The 18,380-nt window shown below is 41.3% G+C and carries 16 protein-coding genes; 13 read left to right on the top strand and 3 right to left on the bottom strand.

Features of this window, described 5'->3' with window-relative positions; all coding sequences use genetic code 11:
* Positions 1 to 228 precede the first annotated feature (228 nt).
* From fabB to purF, 10 genes are all read left to right on the top strand, one after another.
* The gene (gene fabB, locus A923_RS0108245; protein ID WP_017221195.1) at positions 229 to 1,446 is read left to right on the top strand and encodes a beta-ketoacyl-ACP synthase I; all 1,218 of its coding nucleotides are present in this window, start codon (positions 229 to 231) and stop codon (positions 1,444 to 1,446) included.
* Between the two features lie 203 nt (positions 1,447 to 1,649).
* Positions 1,650 to 2,768, top strand: coding sequence for a 4-phosphoerythronate dehydrogenase (locus tag A923_RS0108250; RefSeq protein WP_017221196.1), 1,119 nt, complete (start codon positions 1,650 to 1,652; stop codon positions 2,766 to 2,768).
* A 17-nt stretch (positions 2,769 to 2,785) separates the two neighbouring features.
* The gene (locus tag A923_RS0108255; protein ID WP_017221197.1) at positions 2,786 to 3,802 is read left to right on the top strand and encodes an aspartate-semialdehyde dehydrogenase; all 1,017 of its coding nucleotides are present in this window, start codon (positions 2,786 to 2,788) and stop codon (positions 3,800 to 3,802) included.
* Positions 3,803 to 4,084: 282 nt separating this feature from the next.
* On the top strand, positions 4,085 to 6,535 hold the full coding sequence (locus A923_RS0108260; protein ID WP_017221198.1) for a FimV/HubP family polar landmark protein: 2,451 nt from the start codon (positions 4,085 to 4,087) through the stop codon (positions 6,533 to 6,535).
* 184 nt (positions 6,536 to 6,719) lie between these two features.
* Positions 6,720 to 7,511 carry a tRNA pseudouridine(38-40) synthase TruA gene (gene truA / locus A923_RS0108265; protein ID WP_017221199.1) on the top strand — a complete coding sequence of 264 codons (792 nt, stop codon included), beginning with the start codon at positions 6,720 to 6,722 and terminating at the stop codon, positions 7,509 to 7,511.
* A 345-nt stretch (positions 7,512 to 7,856) separates the two neighbouring features.
* Positions 7,857 to 8,813 carry an acetyl-CoA carboxylase, carboxyltransferase subunit beta gene (gene accD, locus A923_RS0108270; RefSeq protein ID WP_017221200.1) on the top strand — a complete coding sequence of 319 codons (957 nt, stop codon included), beginning with the start codon at positions 7,857 to 7,859 and terminating at the stop codon, positions 8,811 to 8,813.
* Positions 8,814 to 8,836: 23 nt separating this feature from the next.
* Positions 8,837 to 10,192 carry a bifunctional tetrahydrofolate synthase/dihydrofolate synthase gene (gene folC / locus A923_RS0108275; RefSeq protein ID WP_017221201.1) on the top strand — a complete coding sequence of 452 codons (1,356 nt, stop codon included), beginning with the start codon at positions 8,837 to 8,839 and terminating at the stop codon, positions 10,190 to 10,192.
* A gap of 6 nt (positions 10,193 to 10,198) precedes the next feature.
* Positions 10,199 to 10,810 carry an SPOR domain-containing protein gene (locus A923_RS0108280; RefSeq protein ID WP_017221202.1) on the top strand — a complete coding sequence of 204 codons (612 nt, stop codon included), beginning with the start codon at positions 10,199 to 10,201 and terminating at the stop codon, positions 10,808 to 10,810.
* A gap of 103 nt (positions 10,811 to 10,913) precedes the next feature.
* Positions 10,914 to 11,423, top strand: a complete 510-nt coding sequence (locus A923_RS0108285; RefSeq protein WP_017221203.1) for a CvpA family protein — start codon at positions 10,914 to 10,916, stop codon at positions 11,421 to 11,423.
* A gap of 58 nt (positions 11,424 to 11,481) precedes the next feature.
* Entirely contained in the window at positions 11,482 to 12,996 is a 1,515-nt protein-coding gene (gene purF / locus A923_RS0108290; RefSeq protein ID WP_017221204.1) for an amidophosphoribosyltransferase, read from the top strand.
* Between the two features lie 110 nt (positions 12,997 to 13,106).
* On the opposite strand, the gene A923_RS0108295 is transcribed toward purF, so the two are convergent.
* A complete protein-coding gene (locus tag A923_RS0108295) occupies positions 13,107 to 13,847 on the bottom strand; it encodes a UDP-2,3-diacylglucosamine diphosphatase (protein ID WP_017221205.1) in 741 nt (246 codons plus the stop codon).
* A gap of 79 nt (positions 13,848 to 13,926) precedes the next feature.
* Positions 13,927 to 14,424, bottom strand: coding sequence for a peptidylprolyl isomerase (locus A923_RS0108300; protein WP_017221206.1), 498 nt, complete (start codon positions 14,422 to 14,424; stop codon positions 13,927 to 13,929).
* Between the two features lie 246 nt (positions 14,425 to 14,670).
* Here A923_RS0108300 and cysS point away from each other — a divergent pair, with 246 nt between their 5' ends.
* Positions 14,671 to 16,065 (top strand): cysteine--tRNA ligase, encoded by a 1,395-nt coding sequence (cysS, locus tag A923_RS0108305; protein WP_026006144.1) that lies wholly within the window; start codon positions 14,671 to 14,673, stop codon positions 16,063 to 16,065.
* A 100-nt stretch (positions 16,066 to 16,165) separates the two neighbouring features.
* Complete coding sequence (locus tag A923_RS0108310; protein ID WP_017221208.1) at positions 16,166 to 16,639, top strand: FKBP-type peptidyl-prolyl cis-trans isomerase; 474 nt, start codon at positions 16,166 to 16,168, stop codon at positions 16,637 to 16,639.
* A 93-nt stretch (positions 16,640 to 16,732) separates the two neighbouring features.
* Here the strand turns inward: A923_RS0108310 and folD are convergent, their stop codons facing one another.
* Positions 16,733 to 17,590 (bottom strand): bifunctional methylenetetrahydrofolate dehydrogenase/methenyltetrahydrofolate cyclohydrolase FolD, encoded by an 858-nt coding sequence (folD, locus tag A923_RS0108315; RefSeq protein WP_017221209.1) that lies wholly within the window; start codon positions 17,588 to 17,590, stop codon positions 16,733 to 16,735.
* 154 nt (positions 17,591 to 17,744) lie between these two features.
* On the opposite strand from folD, the gene A923_RS0108320 reads away from it, so the two are divergent.
* Positions 17,745 to 18,341, top strand: a complete 597-nt coding sequence (locus tag A923_RS0108320) for an NUDIX domain-containing protein (RefSeq protein WP_017221210.1) — start codon at positions 17,745 to 17,747, stop codon at positions 18,339 to 18,341.
* The last annotated feature ends 39 nt before the right edge of the window (positions 18,342 to 18,380 follow it).

The raw sequence follows: 18,380 nt of genomic DNA on the forward strand, positions 1-18,380 counted from the left end.
AGTGGGATACTGGTTAATTAAGACTTTGCTATAATAAAGTTAGGTAACACAACGAGTCTTGTTGGCTCTAGTGAAAGCGTTAATACGTTTTTGAGATGGAAAAATAATCCATCTATAGGCTCAAAATTAATAAAACGGTCATAATCTTATCCGATTATAGGGAAAGCAGACCAGATCACGTTAAAAAATAAGTAAGAATAACGTAATAATTTTATATTAGGGAATATCATGAAAAGAGCGGTTATAACAGGTATCGGTATTGTATCAAGTATCGGTAACAATAAAGCAGAAGTATGTGAGTCACTAAAAGCAGGCACAAGTGGTATCGAGTTTGCACCACAATTCGCTGAACAAAACTTACGTAGCCACGTCTGCGGAACTGTTAATCTTGATCCTAAAGAAATCATTGATCGTAAAGCAATGCGTTTCATGGGTGATGCAGCCGCTTTTAGTTATATTGCTATGCAAGAAGCGATTGATGATTCAGGTTTAACAGAAGAGCAAGTATCTAATGTACGTACTGGCCTCATCGCAGGTTCTGGTGGTGCATCATCAAAGAACGTTGTTGATTCTGTTGATATCGCGCGTAACAAAAGCGTGAAGCGTGTGGGTCCATATATGGTGACTCGTACTATGTCGAGCACCATTTCTGCTTGTCTTGCTACACCATTCAAAATTAAAGGCCCAAGCTATTCAATTACGTCTGCATGTGCAACAAGTGCGCATTGTATTGGTCATGCTGTAGAACAAATTCAACTTGGCAAGCAAGATGTCGTATTTGCTGGTGGCGGCGAAGAAATTGATTGGACGCTAGCATTAGAATTCGATGCGATGGGCGCGTTATCAACTAAATATAACGACACACCGCAACAAGCATCACGTACTTATGATGCGAACCGTGATGGTTTCGTTATCTCTGGTGGTGGCGGTATGGTTGTTGTTGAAGAACTTGAGCATGCACTTGCTCGTGGCGCAACTATCTATGCTGAAATCACAGGTTACGGTGCAACATCAGATGGCTACGACATGGTAGCACCATCAGGTGAAGGCGCTGTACGTTGTATGAAACAAGCACTCGAAACTGTTGACGGTGAAATTGATTACCTGAATACCCACGGTACATCGACACCGGTTGGTGACACTAAAGAACTTGAAGCGATTCAAGCGGTATTCGGTCACAAATCACCAAAAATCAGTGCGACAAAAGCATTGACTGGTCATGCGCTAGGCGCGGCTGGTGTACATGAAGCTATCTACTCATTAATTATGATGGAAAACAACTTCATTGCAGCAAGTGCAAATATCCAAGACCTTGACGAAAAAGCGGCAGGTCTAGATATTGTTTCTGGTAAAGCAATTGATGCAGAACTCACAAACGTAATGTCGAATAGCTTTGGTTTCGGCGGCACGAATGCAACGCTAGTATTTAGTAAATTTACGAAATAATAGCCTGATTCGTTAAAGCGGAAATTAAACACCCGCTTATCGCGATGAAGAGAATGCAAGCCCATTTATCATATTATTGATAAATGGGCTTTTTTTTTACCTGCACAACGCGCAAAATGGTGCTTTGCTGTTACAACGCGTAAATATTTTTTACTGTTACAAAGCGGAAATAACTTTAGCCGTATTATTAAGGGAAAACTTAAATGAAGATCGTCGTTGATGAAAATATGCCTTATGCCATTGAATTGTTTTCTCAGTTCGGTGAAGTAGTACCTTTATCTGGTCGTACGATAAACGCTGAAGATCTACAAGATGTAGATGCGTTGATGGTGCGCTCTGTGACTCAAGTAAATGCAGCCTTACTTAGCCAAGCAAACAAACTGGCTTTTGTCGGTACCGCAACGATTGGCATTGATCATTTAGACCAAGCGCTATTACAACAACGTAATATTGAATATACCAATGCCCCTGGCTGTAACGCCGTGTCTGTGGGTGATTATGTTTGTAGCGCATTATTAGTATTAGCTGAGCAGCAGAGCTTTGTCATCGCTGATAAGAAAATAGCTGTTATTGGCGTGGGTAATACCGGAGCGCAGACGGTCAGTCGACTTACGGCGTTAGGTGCACAGGTGATGTTATGCGATCCTCCGCGGGTTGAAAAAGAAGGCTTAACCGGATTTGTTAGTTTAGAACAAGCTTTACAAGCAGATATCATTTGCATGCATGTGCCGTTAGTTAAAATAGGCGCTAATCAAACCAAGCATTTATTAACTGCAGAGCTACTGGCTGGTATTAATCAAGATGCCATTCTTGTCAACAGTGGCCGCGGCGATGTGATTGATAACCAAGCTTTATTAGAATTAAAAAAAGCAGGGCATGGTATGACGCTTGTGCTGGATGTGTGGGAAAATGAACCGACTCCATTACTGGAACTTATTCCTCACGTGGCAATTGCGACGCCGCATATTGCCGGTTACAGTTTAGAGGGTAAAGCACGGGGCACTGAGATGATTTATCAGGCCTACGCAAAATTTTTAGGTCTGCATGCCGATCGCAGTATCCGTGATATCTTGCCTGTTCCAGCAGTGAGCCGCGTTGACGTTAATCAACCTGCAGATCAAGCATTCGCTAAAAGTTTGGTGCATTTGGTATACGATGTTCGCCGAGACGACGTTATTTTTAGAAAAAACATAATGAAAGCGGGTAGTTTTGATGAAATGCGTAAAAATTACTTAGAAAGAAGAGAATTTTCCTCATTGAGGCTAGTAAATGAGTCACATTATGCGGTAGAGTCGATGTATCAACTTGGGTTTGCCAAATAATTTTTTAGGAGTCGTTGATGAGTCAACTATATGATGTTGCAGTACTAGGAGCAACAGGTGCCGTAGGGCAAATGATGTTGGAAATTTTACAGGAACGTAAATTTCCAATTGGTAATATTTATCCATTAGCAAGTAGCCGTAGTGCTGGTGGTACCATTACCTTTAATAATAAACAAGTTGAAGTATTAGATGTTGAAGCATTCGATTGGACACAAGTTCAAATCGGTTTGTTCTCAGCGGGTGGTTCAGTATCAGAAAAATGGGCGCCAATCGCAGCCGATGCTGGTGTCGTTATTATTGATAACACATCACAATTCCGTTATGACAGCGATATTCCACTGGTTGTGCCAGAAGTAAATCCAGAAGCAATTGCCGATTATAGAAATCGTAATATCATCGCCAATCCAAATTGCTCAACAATTCAAATGCTAGTTGCACTGAAACCAATCCACGATGCAGTGGGTATTTCACGTATCAATGTTGCAACGTATCAAGCTGTATCGGGTTCAGGTAAAACGGCAATCGATGAACTTGCTGGTCAAACTGCAAGTCTATTGAATGGACGTGAAGTTGAAACGAAAGTTTATCCAAAGCAAATTGCATTTAACGTGATCCCACAAATTGATGTGTTCACTGACAATGGCTACACCAAAGAAGAAATGAAAATGGTGTGGGAAACGCAAAAGATTTTTGCTGACGATAGCATCATGGTTAACCCAACAGCGGTACGTGTACCAGTATTCTATGGTCACTCAGAAGCTATCCATTTAGAAACGCGTACGCCAATTAGTGCAGAAGAAGTACGTTCACTAATGCGTCATGCGCCGGGTATTAAACTGATCGAAAATGAAGAAGACTACCCAACACCAGTGTCTGATTCTGCCGGTCACGACGAAGTCTTCGTTGGCCGTATTCGTGAAGATATCTCACACGCTAGCGGTATTAATATGTGGGTTGTAGGCGATAACATCCGTAAAGGTGCTGCAACAAACAGCGTGCAAATTGCAGAATTATTGATTCAAGATTACCTGTAATAATATATTAGACTTGATAATGCGGATGCATAATTAGGTTATAACGTTATTTTAATTGCACATTTAGCACCCAATGTTGGGTGCTATTTTTTTATTTGAATTTTATTTTTCTGATTCATATCATAGTTTCAGAAAGCAAAATTTTATTATCGAACATAATCATTAAAATAGCATTAAAATAGTAAAGTAGAAGATACCTGTAAATTCATGTGTATATTGGGATTTTGGATATGGTATATTGAATTTAAGTGTATTGAAGTTGTTTCATAGTAAGGGTTAACAATGATATCGGTGTTATCGAAGTTAAAATGGGTTGTTTTATTTCTGCTACTGCCTATGGCGAGTATTGCCGCTAATTCAAATGGATTTGTGCTTCAATTAAAGGGCCCTGAAGTGCATACGCCTTCTTCACCAAGTCGCTACGGCCCAGTTGTTAAAGCCGATACATTATGGTCTGTTGCAACCGCGACAAGACCCAATGATAGCTTAAGTTTGTATAAAACGATGGCCGCAATTTTAGCACTTAACCCGCATGCATTTTTAAACGGTGACATCAACAAAATGATTGATGGTAGCTTTCTTAAGATCCCAAGTGCAGCTGAAATACAAGCCACAGACGGTTCAAGGCTAAAGAGTTTACTCACCAATAAATCTAACACCAAAGCCGCGTCGACAAGTAAGCCAGCAACGTCAAAGCCGAAGGGTATTGCTAAAAACAAACAAACCCAAGATAAATTTGCTTTATTACAAGGTGAGTTAACAGAAAGTAATGAACACCTTCTACTCTCCAGCGAAACTAATCGTCGTCTAAAATTACAGCTAGAAAGCATCCGTATGGAACTGGCTGAATTGAAAGAACAAATGGCAATTGATAATCAATTGAAAACAGAGCTGAAAGCTTTGATTGAGCAACAAAATGCACAGATTAGCGAACAGAAAGCAACGATTGAAGAAGCAAAAGAACAAGCGATTCTAGAAGCTGAGTCTCATAACAACTGGTGGTTAATCGGTGGTGTTTCGGGGCTGTTTTCGCTGTTATCTATTATTTGGTTAGGTTTATGGTTAAAAAACAGAAATGACCAAAAAAATAACATTGAAGACAACGTTATGTTCGAAACTGATAATAGCGTCGATGAACTTAGCGATTACCTCAGTACGGAGAGCTTTGCTGGGGCAACAGGCAATCCTGAAGATGCTCAATCTTCGATGGAGCAGTCTAATGAAATTAACTCATTTTCAGCACCTGATTTAGACGAACCAAATTTTAACTTACAAATGGAAGCGGAACTCGCTGATGTTGTAAGTCATGCACCAACCGCTGTCGTCACCCAATCCTCGACCCCAATCATGCCTGAAGTGATTGAGCAAGCAGTTGTGATGCCTGAGTTAAATTTGGACGATAACGACTTTAGCGATATCGACTTAACGTTAGATGATGAAAGTACCAGTTTTGAAAATGACAGCGTGGCACCAGATTTAAGTTGGCGTGATGAGCTTGATGAACCAAGCTTGATACCCGACCAACCGGCGCATAACGGCAATACGTTAGATGAAGACTTAGCCGAAGTTGACGATTTGTTAGAGCAATTTAAGTTAGGTAATTCACAACCCCCTGATTTTGATGTTAACGCACTTGACGATGCAGACGTAACAGCAACGAATGACCCTGAAACGGCTCCAGAACCTGTGGTTAATGATGAATTTGTGAACATGGATGATATTGACAGTATCCTCGCTGAAGCTGATTCTGCGGCAAATAATCAATCACAAAATCCTGCTCCGGATGAATTTGTGAATATGGACGATATCGACAGCATTCTTGCTGAAGCTGAATTAGAAGCAATTGCGCAAGCTGATAACGTGCCAAATACTCAGCCTCAGACGCCAGTGCAGAATGAAGTTGTTGATATGGATGATATCGATAATCTTTTAGCTGAAGCCGGGTTGGATGCGATTGCGCAATCTGAAGCTGAGAATGCTACGCCTAATTTAGATAACCAACAAACAGTCGATATGGATGATATTGACAGTTTATTGGCTGCAGCGGGTGCTGATAATAATGTACCGGCAGCAACAGTGACTGCGCCATCGAGCCTGGATAACTTTGATGTTGATGTTGATGTTGATGTCGACGATATTGATAGTATTTTAGCCAGTGCAGGACTGGATACACCTGTAAAGGATATCGGTGAAGATAGCAGCATCGATAATGACGAATTGCCACAAGCGCATGGACAGACTGTCGATGAAATGCTGGCTGAGCTTGATGGGGCTGCTAATGCGACCCCTGAAGCAGCAAAGCAGTCAAACAAGGATGATGATGCACCGTTAGATGATATTGAAGCGATGCTAGCAGAGTACAGCCCTAATGCATTTAGCGAAGCACCTAGTGAGCAGGCACCCATTGATGTTGAAGCTGCAAAAGCCGAAGAGTTTATTGATATCGATAAATTGTTGAATGACGCGTCTCAACAACCCGCAGCGATTGAAGATGAACCGTATGATCAAGTTACATTAGACGTCGGTCTTGATGAGTACAGTAATTCATTGTTTGATAGCGATATCGTGGATGTTGATGACGAGAGTAACCGTTTAGGTGCGCAATTAGACCTTGCACGTGCTTATCTTGAAATTGAAGATAAGGACGGTGCTAAATCTATTTTAGAGCCATTAGCAGGGGTTGGTGACGCTGCTACGCAAGCTGAAGTGAGCAAGCTTTTGAGTCGACTGTAATTATTTTATAACGCCGAGTAATGTAAAGTAGTACTGAGATTATTGAACCTTAGCTACTTTCAAGTTTTACCTTGAAGCGTTATAATCGGTAAATACAAGTATTGTGTTATATAGCGTAAAGCGGTGGCGAAAGTCACCGCTTTTTGTTTTTAAAAATTAATGAAAGTATAAAATTGGAAGAAAAATGCGAATTGCACTCGGTATAGAATATGACGGTAGTAAATATTATGGCTGGCAGCGTCAAAAAGACGTGATTAGTGTACAACAAAAGCTGGAAGAGGCTTTATCTCGTGTTGCCAATCATACTGTGATCGTACATTGTGCGGGACGTACTGATTCTGGTGTTCATGGTACCGGTCAAATTGTGCATTTCGATACAGACGCGGTACGCCAAGACGTTGCTTGGACATTGGGTGTTAATGCTAATTTGCCGGATGATATTGCGGTGCGTTGGGCACAGGAAGTGGATGAAGAGTTCCATGCCCGTTTTAGCGCAACAGCGAGACGTTATCGTTATATTATCTTTAATAGTCAATTACGCCCGGCTATTTTGAGCTCTGGTGTAAGCCATTACTATGGTGACATTAATGTTGATTTGATGCATGAAGCTGCACAGCAACTTATTGGCGAGCATGATTTTACCACTTTCCGTGCGAAACATTGCCAGGCCAAAAGCCCGATTAAAACCATGCATCACATTAAAGTGATACGTCAAAATGCGTATATTATTATTGATGTGAAAGCCAACGCATTTTTACATCATATGGTCAGAAATCTCGCTGGTTCATTAATGGAAGTGGGTAAAGGTAATAAACCAGTATCTTGGATTGCTGAGTTATTAGCCGGAAAAGACCGTTCAGTTGCCGCAGCAACAAGTAAAGCCGCAGGTTTGTACATGGTCGAAGTTGACTACCCAAGTCAGTTTAACCTACCTCGACCTGCAGTAGGCCCGTTGTTTTTACCTGAACAGTTTTAACTGATTGCTTTAATTGAAATAAAGCAGGTAATTTGGTGAACTTTTAAGTCATATCAGCATCCAAAATAAAGCGTTATACCTGTCTGATATTTATTTCGCTTTATGACTTTTTATTAAATTTGGATGGAAAGTCACAAGGGTATGACCAGTTTTATATAAACTTATTGTAAAATCTGTGATTTAATTGTGCTACACGAGTAATGTGGAGTATTGTTAAGTTTGGTAATCATCGACTTAACGCATTAATTTCTGTTTATTGCATCGGGATGCTAATTTCCGCTCCAATTAACAACGCATTTAACTCCATATACTTCAATTAATTAGAATAAATTATAAGTAGGGTTCATGAGCTGGATTGAAAAAATATTACCAAAAAGCAAGAGCGCAACGGCACGTCGTAACATCCCTGAAGGTGTTTGGACTAAATGTGGTTCTTGTGACCAGGTGTTATATCATGCAGAACTCGAGCGCAATTTAGGCGTTTGTCCTAAGTGTGATCACCATATGCGCGTGAATGCACGTGAACGCCTGAATAAATTACTTGATAAAGATGGCCGTATTGAAATCGGTGCTGAATTTGAACCAAGTGATAAATTAAAATTCCGTGATACCAAAAAATATAAAGACCGTTTATCTAGTGCACAAAAAGCAACCAACGAAAAAGATGCTTTGGTTGTCGAAAAAGGCACAATTAAAGGTATCCCAGTTGCTGTATGTGCATTTGAATTCTCATTTATGGGCGGTTCAATGGCAACAGTTGTTGGTGCACGTTTTGTTGCGGCAATTAATGTATGCATGGCAGAAAACCGTGCGTTGATTTGCTTTTCAGCAAGTGGCGGGGCACGTATGCAGGAAGCGTTGTTCTCGCTAATGCAAATGGCAAAGACAAGTGCTGCACTGGCTAAATTGTCAAAGAAAGGCTTACCTTATATCTCGGTAATGACTGATCCAACAATGGGTGGTGTATCTGCGAGTCTTGCTATGTTAGGTGATCTTAACTTAGCAGAGCCTAAAGCACTTATCGGTTTTGCTGGTCCACGTGTTATTGAACAAACGGTACGTGAAAAATTACCTGAAGGTTTTCAACGTAGTGAGTTCTTGTTAGAAAAAGGCGCGATTGATATGATTGTTGATCGCCGTGAAATGCGTGATAAACTTGCAGGCTTATTAGCGAAGATGATGAACTTGGAAACGTCGGATAACATCGCGACTGCAGTAGCAAGTACAGAAGCGACACCTGTCGTTGTACCCGCCGCTGATGACGTTAAGACGCCAAGTGACGCTACCGATAATCACGCGTAAACACTGACGAGTAACCATTACCGATGTTGAACAGTATTAATAAAAGCCAGTCTCTTGCAGACTGGCTTTGCTATTTAGAAAGTATTCATCCCGTTAATATAGAAATGGGGTTAGGCCGAGTAGGGCGCGTTGCTGCTGATTTAGCATTAACGACATTTGATGCCAAAGTGATTACGGTTGCGGGCACCAATGGTAAAGGATCTACTTGCGCATTCTTAGAGCGTATTTTACTGGATGCAGGCTTCAATGTCGGTGTGACCAGTTCTCCACATATACAAGATTACCGCGAACGTGTTCGCGTAAACGGTAATATGCTAACCGCACAAGCGCACGCAGACTCATTTGCTTTTATTGAAGCAGGGCGTGGCGATACCACATTAACGTATTTTGAGTTTACGACATTATCGGCTTTGAAGTTATTTCAAGATGCCGCATTGGATGTGGTGATCCTTGAAGTGGGTTTAGGTGGTCGTTTAGATGCATCAAATATTGTGTCTGCCGATGTCGCAGTCGTGACGACCATTGATATTGATCATGCTGATTGGTTAGGCACGGATAAAGCGGTTATTGCCCGCGAAAAATCGGGTATCTTCCGTGCAGGTAAAAAAGCTATCTGTGGGGTGATTAATCCGCCATCAACCATTGCAGCGTATGCTGACGAAATTGGTGCGGATTTGATGGCTGTTAATCGTGATTACCATTATCGACAAGCGGGGAACAGCTGGGATTGGCAACTCGGTTCTGATGCAAAACGAGGGACTGATACTCAGCTCGCTACAGATGCAAAACCACAAGTATTGTCATTGACTGATTTAGCCATTCCACAATTACCATTACAAAATGCCGCGACGGCGATTGCCGCAGTACAAGCATTGGGACTAACCGTCCCTGAACATGCCATTCGCAGTGGTGTTGCTAACGCAAGATTACCTGGACGTATGCAGCATCTAGGCACGGCACCTCAGCAATATTTAGATGTCGCCCATAACCCTGAATCAGCACGTTACTTGGCTACCCAACTTAGCCGCTTAAAACAACAAGCCGGATCGCCAGTTAAGGTCATCGCCGTTGTTGGCATGCTGAAAGATAAAGATATTGCCGCCAGCTTAGCGGCGTTGACCGATGTGGTTGATTGCTGGCACCTTGCACCACTGCAAGGTGAACGTGCCGCGCCATGCCAGCAGATCGAACAGGGATTAGCGGATGCAATGCAGCAGACTGGTAAAAGCCATGATAGCCTTAGGCAGCAGCCTATGAGTCATGATACAATAGCGCAAGCTTGGCAATCGGCAAATCAACATGCTGATTACAATGACATTATTATTGGTTTCGGCTCATTTTTCACGGTAGCGGAAATTACCCAACATATAAGTGGTTAAATAAACGTGGCATCGACATTTCAACATCGCTTAGTCGGCACTATCATTTTAGTGGCGATTGGTATTATCTTTTTACCTGACTTACTCGATGGTCAGAAGATAACGTATCGTGAGAATACCGCGAGTATTCCTTTGCGCCCTGCGCTTGTTGAACTGGCTGATCCCGTTAACTTTGATTCATTAGAGCGTGATTCATTCGATAATGACGTCGCCGATACTGAATTACTGATTGAACCGGCACCAACTGTCAATTTAACTTCAGTAGATAAAACGACAAAAACGCTTTCAACATCAAAGTCTATTACTAAAGCGCCAAAGCTGGTGCCATTAGTTAAACCTGTTGAGACTGTAAAAGCGATACCAGCAGTCGGCAACAGTTGGAATGTTCGCTTAGGGACATTCAAGAATTCAGCCGCAGTCGATGATCTGGTCAAAAAAATCAGAAAGGCCGGTTTTGATGCCTATCGACTCCCGCGCTATCAACAAGCAGGGCAGTTAAACAGGTTATATGTCGGCCCCAATACCGATAAAAATGAACTAAAACGTTTATTGCCTAAACTACAAAAGATCACTGGTTTGAAAGGCGTCATTGAAAAATTTGACCCTCGAGACAAGTAATTAAAAAGCCGACATTTATGTCGGCTTTTTTTGTTTATAACTATTATCAATCTGGTATTTTAGTTGTTACAATAGCGCGAATTTAACATGAGTAGAACAAAACATGGCATGGATTGATTACCTGATTATGGGGATAGTTGGTTTATCTTCAGTAATAAGTTTAGTACGTGGTTTTGTCAAGGAAGCGTTCTCTCTTTGCACTTGGTTCTCTGCTTTCTTTATATCTCGTTTTTATTATCAAGATATCGCTGCTTACTTAGAAAATTTTGATGCCTTTAGTGCTGCATTCAGCGAACAGTTAGTTAAAAATGGCGTGGCGATAGCGTTATTATTTATTTCGACCCTTATATTAGGGGCTTTGCTAAATTACATACTCGGTCAGCTCGTGGATAAAACGGGCTTATCAGGTACGGATAGATTACTCGGTGTATGCTTTGGTATTGCCCGAGGAGTATTAGTGGTGTGCGTATTACTGTTATTCTTGCAGTTATTCACCAGCTTTCCGGAAACGGTTTGGTGGCAGGGCTCGCCACTAATAGCTGAGTTGAAACCACTCATCAAATGGTTTTTTGAACATCAAGCTTCTGCATGGGACAACATGCAGGGTTTATGACAAGCGAAACGTTATAAATAGCATTTTATCGAAAGCACAGTAAACGAGGATTTAGGTTATGTGTGGAATTGTTGGCATTGTTTCTACAACCCCTGTTAATCAGTCGATCTATGACGCATTAACAGTATTACAGCATCGTGGACAGGATGCTGCAGGGATTGTAACCTTAAGTGATGGAAACTTTAGGCAGCGTAAAGCAAATGGTTTAGTGAGCGATGTATTCGAAGCTAAACATATGCAACGTTTGAAAGGTAATATTGGTATCGGTCACGTTCGATACCCGACAGCAGGAAGCTCGAGCGCCGCTGAGGCTCAACCTTTCTATGTTAACTCTCCGTTCGGTATTTCCCTTGCTCATAACGGAAATCTAACCAACGCCGCGCAATTAAAAGAAGATCAATTTCATAAAGCCCGTCGTCACATTAATACCACGTCTGATTCAGAAGTATTACTTAATGTTATGGCGCATGAATTAGATAAATGCCCAAGTTTACATTTAACTGCAGAGGATATTTTCACTGCTGTTAAAGCTGTACACAAGCAAGCACTTGGTGCTTATGCTGTTGTGTCTTTGATTATCAATCATGGTCTTGTTGCTTTTCGTGATCCTAACGGTATTCGTCCGTTAGTATTAGGTATGCGTACTGAAGGCGAGCAAAAAGAATATATGGTTGCTTCGGAATCTGTTGCACTTGATGCAGTTGGTTTTAAATTTGTTCGTGATATTGAACCCGGTGAAGCGGTTTATATTACTGACGAAGGCGAGCTATTTAGCGCACTTTGTGCTGAGAATGCACAACACAGTCCATGTATCTTTGAGTTCGTTTATTTTGCACGTCCAGATTCTACAATAGACAAGGTATCGGTTTACGAATCACGCCTTGCTATGGGTGAGAAACTCGGCCAGAAAATTAAGCGCGAGTGGGCAGATATTGAAATTGATGTTGTGATCCCGATTCCTGAAACATCATGCGATAGTGCGTTAGAAATTGCCAAAGTACTGGAATTACCATACCGCCAAGGTTTTGTTAAAAACCGTTATATTGGCCGTACGTTTATTATGCCAGGACAAACGTTACGTAGAAAGTCTGTACGTCGTAAATTAAACGCAATTTCATCAGAATTTGTGGGTAAGAACGTGTTGTTAGTTGATGATTCAATTGTACGTGGTACCACGTCTGAACAGATTATCGAAATGGCGCGTGAAGCAGGCGCTAAAAATGTTTATTTAGCTTCAGCTGCACCAGAAGTACGCTATCCGAACGTTTACGGTATTGATATGCCGAGCACGGATGAGCTAATCGCACATGGTCGCAATGTCGAAGAGATTGCTACGATGATCGGTGCTGATGCACTTATCTTCCAGGACCTCGATGATTTAATCGCTGCGGTGTCAAAATGTAACCCTGAAATTAAGCGATTTGAAGCCTCTGTGTTTAGCGGTGAATACGTAACGGGTGATATTGATGCTGCTTATTTACAGCGTCTTAACGATGTTCGTAGCGATGGTGCTAAAACCGTCAAAGAAAAAGAAGAAATTGCTAATTTAGAAATTCATAACGAAGGCGAGTAAGCTTAGTGTGAGTTGAATTATGTGATTTTTTGCTTTAATCATTAATAGATCGTAAAAGGAGCGTCATGCTCCTTTTTTTACCGCTGTAATTTATAAAACAGAGTTATTTTTTATTCAGCGTCTTTTAAAAAAGCACGTTGTTGCAAGTCATATTGACCATTTTTCCAGATCAGTACACTGCCTTGCTCAAACCAATCACCTAATACAATGCGCTTGCCTATTTTATCGTTAGATAATGGCACATCGTGAATATTTGGTTTGTGAGTATGACCATGAATTAAAATGTCACACTTATATTCTTGCATTTTATCAATCACTTCAGACTCTGTTACATCCATGATTGTCATGCTCTTTTGTTGGTTACCTTGTTTACTTTTACCACGTATTTTATCGGCGATGGCTTCGCGTACAAAAATGGGTAAACAAGTAAACAACGTCTGGCGCCAAGGGATATTAACCGCCGCACGAAATGCTTGGTATTTTTCATCAAGCGTACAGAAAGTATCGCCATGTGCAATGAGGACTTTTTGACCATCAAGTTCAATCGCGGTGTAATCACCAAGAATGGTAATGTCAGTGCGTTTAGCAAAGCGTTTGTTGACCAAAAAATCACGGTTACCTTTCACTAGAAAGCATTTAACGCCGCTTGCGGTTAAGGCTTTAAGCCCATCTTGAACGCTATCGTTAAGTGGGTTGCTAATATCATCACCTGACCAAAATTCAAATAGGTCGCCTAAAATATAGAGTGCGTCAGCTTCGCGTGCTTCGGTTGCAAGAAAGTGTAAAAATAACTGGGTAATTTGCGGACGACGTTCATCAAGGTGCAGATCTGAAATAAATAAAGTAGTCATGTGATAGTTTCATCCTTGTCGTGAATAAAAAAATACACTACCGAAGCAGTGTATTTATTGTCAGAAACTGAGTGAGCAATTAAGCTTCTTCTACAGTTACTTTAGTTACGATAATGTCTTCTAGTGGTACGTCGCCGTGGCCAAGCTTATTGCCTGTCGCTACTTTTTTCATTTTTTCAACGATGTCCATGCCTTCAACAACTTCAGCAAATACACAATAACCCCAACCTTGTGACGTCTTGCTTGAGAAGTCTAGGAAGCTATTGTCTTTCACGTTGATGAAGAACTGTGAACTTGCTGAATGCGGATCAGAAGTACGTGCCATTGCTAATGTACCGACTTTATTCGACAGACCGTTGTCTGCTTCATTTTCGATACATGCATTTGAACTTTTCTCTTCCATACCAGGAAGCATGCCGCCGCCTTGAACCATGAAACCATCGATTACACGGTGAAAGATAGTACCTTCGTAGAAGCCGCTTTTTGCGTATTCTAGGAAGTTAGCTGCTGTTTTTGGTGCAGCTTCAAAGTTAAGTGCGATTTTGATATCACCGAAATCTGTATGTAGAGTTATCATTTTAATGATCCTTTGGTTAATTAACTGCTAAATTCTATCCTAAAGCCCTGCGATCGAAAAGCCTTAACCTTCACAAGCAAGCCCAGCAGTTAAATTTATCCTGCCATTTGGCTGATTTATACACTTTTTTAGTGGTTGAGCAAATTTTCGATGCTTTATGCTGCTGCAAAGCTAGTAATCATTAGTGCGAATGGTAAAATCAGTCAATTAATTGCATTTTACTGTTTGCGCAAGGATCACTATTCGATGCTGAAGATTTACAACACACTGACTCGCCAAAAAGAACAATTCAAACCTATCACCGAAGGTGAAATCGGTATGTACGTATGTGGTGTGACTATTTACGATTACTGTCACATTGGTCATGGTCGTACTTTTGTAGCATTTGATACTGTGGTGCGTTACCTTCGCCATCGCGGTTATGCGGTTAAGTTTATCCGTAACATTACCGACGTTGATGACAAGATCATTAAGCGTGCTAACGAAAACGGTGAAACTTGCGACCAGTTAACTGCGCGATTTACTCAAGCAATGCACGAAGATTTTGATGCGCTGCACATGGTTCGTCCTGACATCGAGCCAACAGTAACCGGCCACATGCCTGACATCATCGAAATTATCGAAAAATTAGTTGCTAAAGGTAATGCTTATGTTGCCGCCAGTGGTGATGTATTATTTGAAGTGAAGACATTTGCTGACTACGGTAAATTAAGTGGCCAAGACTTAGATATGTTACAAGCTGGCGCACGTGTTGAAGTTGAAACAAATAAACGTAACCCGATGGATTTCGTGTTATGGAAAATGGCTAAACCAGGTGAACCAAGCTGGGTTTCTCCTTGGGGTGAAGGCCGCCCTGGTTGGCACATTGAATGTTCAGCAATGAACAACAAACTACTGGGTGAAGTATTTGATATTCACGGTGGTGGTTCTGATTTAATGTTTCCACATCACGAGAATGAAGTTGCACAATCATGCTGCGCACATAACGGTGAGTACGTGAATACGTGGATGCATTCCGGTATGGTGCAAATCGACAAAGTTAAAATGTCGAAATCACTGAATAACTTCTTTACTATCCGTGATGTATTGGAAGAGTACGATGGTGAGTCTGTTCGTTATTTCTTACTTTCTGGGCATTACCGTAGCCAGTTAAACTACTCGGAAGAAAACTTGAAGCAAGCACGTTCAAGTCTAGAACGTTTATATACGGCATTACGTGATGTAACCATTGCTGAATATACTGATGGTGTTGTACCCGGTTGTGAAGCATATGTTGAAACGTTTAAAGCGGCAATGGATGATGATTTCAATACCCCTGAAGCATTCCCGGTACTGTTTGAACTAGCCAAAGAAATTAACCGTATTAAAGAAACTGATGCGAAACGTGCAGGTGAATTAGCTGCGCAACTGGTTATTTTTGGTAATGTATTAGGTTTATTATCACAAGAACCTGAAGCCTTCTTACAAGGTGATGCTGGCGCGGATGATGAAGTTGCTGAAATTGAAGCGTTGATTAAACAACGTAACGATGCGCGTGCAAGTAAAGACTGGGGCATGGCGGATGACGCGCGTGACAAGTTGAATGCATTAGGTATTGTATTGGAAGATGGCGCAAACGGGACTACTTGGCGACGCAAGTAATTTTGATATCGTGACTAAAGATAAATCACGATTTTTAATGCCATGCTCTGTTGTTTAATTTAAGCAGTAATTGGCATTTTTACTATATAAAGGATTAAACATGTTTAAAGTTATTTCGGTTATCATTGGTTGTGCGTTAATTTTCTTTGTGATGCAACGTATGGGTGGTAACAAGAAACAAGCGGCTGAAAATATTGAAGCGGGTAAATTGTTTCTAGCGGCGAATTTAGAAAAAGAAGGCGTTGAAGAAACGGCTTCAGGTTTACAATCAACAGTACTAACAGAAGGTACTGGTACCGATCATCCAACGGGTCGTTCTAAAGTAACCGTGCATTATCACGGTACATTATTAGATGGCAGTGTATTTGATAGCTCTGTTCAGCGTGGCGAGCCGATTACATTTGGTTTGAACCAAGTGATCCCTGGTTGGACTGAAGGTGTGCAGTTGATGGTAGTGGGTGAGAAACGTCGTTTCTTTATTCCAAGCCGTTTAGCGTACGGTAACCGTGGCGCGGGCAGTATCCAAGCCGGTTCAACACTGATTTTTGAAGTTGAGCTGTTAAGTTTCAAATAAACAGTTTAGCTTACAAAAAAGCCGCATGACCTAAGGTGATGCGGCTTTTTCTATTATTGATTATCTACTATTCTTTTTATGACTGTTTAGTCATTACTTTGAATGGTAATCACGGCAAGAGATTAATGTATTTTCAATCAAGCTTGCAACTGTCATTGGACCAACACCACCTGGTACAGGGGTAATGAAAGCAGCGTTTTCTTTTGCTACTTCAAAGCCAACATCACCAACAAGTTTGCCATTTTCTAAACGGTTAATACCGACATCGACAACCATAGCGCCTTTCTTGATCCATTCACCTGGAATAAAGTTAGGACGACCAACAGCTACAACAACTAAGTCAGCACGACGTACATGCTCTTCTAGGTTCAGCGTGAAACGGTGGCATGTAGTCGTTGTACAACCTGCAAGTAATAATTCAAGCGTCATTGGACGACCAACAATATTAGATGCGCCAACAACAACAGCGTCAAGACCGTGTAGGTCAACACCTGTTGATTCAAGTAGCGTAATAATACCTTTGGGTGTGCAAGGACGTAATGCAGGAATACGTTGTGATAAACGACCGACGTTGTAAGGGTGGAAACCATCAACATCTTTGTCTGGGCGAATATGTTCCAATACCGCGGTTGTATCAATATGCGCCGGTAAAGGCAGTTGCACTAATATTCCGTCAATCGTTGCATCTGCGTTTAATTCATCAATTAGCGTTAATAACGCTTCTTGTGAGCTATCTTTTTCAAGATCATAAGATTTAGAAACGAAGCCTACTTCTTCACAGGCACGACGTTTACTCCCAACATATACTTGTGATGCCGGATCGGCACCCACTAAAATCACAGCAAGACCCGGGGCGCGTAATCCTTGTGCAGTACGCGTAGCCACTTCATCAGCAACTTTCTGGCGAACTTGCTGAGAAATATTTTTTCCATTAATGATTTGAGCAGTCATTGAGTTGTTTAATCTCTTGGTTAGAAAGTTGCGCTATTTTCGCACTAAAATGTGACTTTGTCAGCAATTCTTAAAATAAATAATCATCTAATTAGGGTGACAAAGAGGGTCTATTTAGTTATAAAGAGGCTTTGAATTATTTAGGTAGATAACAGTGAAACACCAAGAGCATATTATTTCCGTTTTTGCAGACGTAGCAGCACCCTCAACCCGTTTAATTGACAGTGCGACTGTTAATATCGAAAGTAAAGACGTTGTTATTATGCAGCGTGCACTGTTAGAAACGAACCCTAAATTCCGCCAACTTATTCCTTATGTAGTGGTAAAACAGGGCGATAAGTATTTAGCTTATGAGCGCTCTAAATCAGGTGGCGAATCACGTCTACATAACTTATTCAGTATCGGTATTGGTGGTCATGTTGACGCCGTTGACGCTGTTTATAATGACAAAGGTGTATTCCAATTAACGGATACATTACGCACGGGTATGTATCGTGAATTACACGAAGAGTTAGGCTTAACAGAAGCTGACTTTTTGGGTATGACGACCATAGGTTATTTGTCTAAAGACGTAACGCCTGTGGATGAAGTTCATTTAGGTATCGTATTAGTAGCTGAAGTACATGCAGACTTGGTTATTACCAGTAAAGAAGATGCATTGAACCTAGCGGGTTTCTTGGCTGCTGATGAATTAGCCAAGCTAAACTTAGAATCATGGTCTGAAACGGTTGTTGATCACTTAACGGCATAATTGCAGTATCGATTATCGCAGTAACGATCACGGTTGCTA

It is taken from the genome of Moritella dasanensis ArB 0140, from assembly GCF_000276805.1.
In the GTDB taxonomy this organism is placed as follows: domain Bacteria; phylum Pseudomonadota; class Gammaproteobacteria; order Enterobacterales; family Moritellaceae; genus Moritella; species Moritella dasanensis.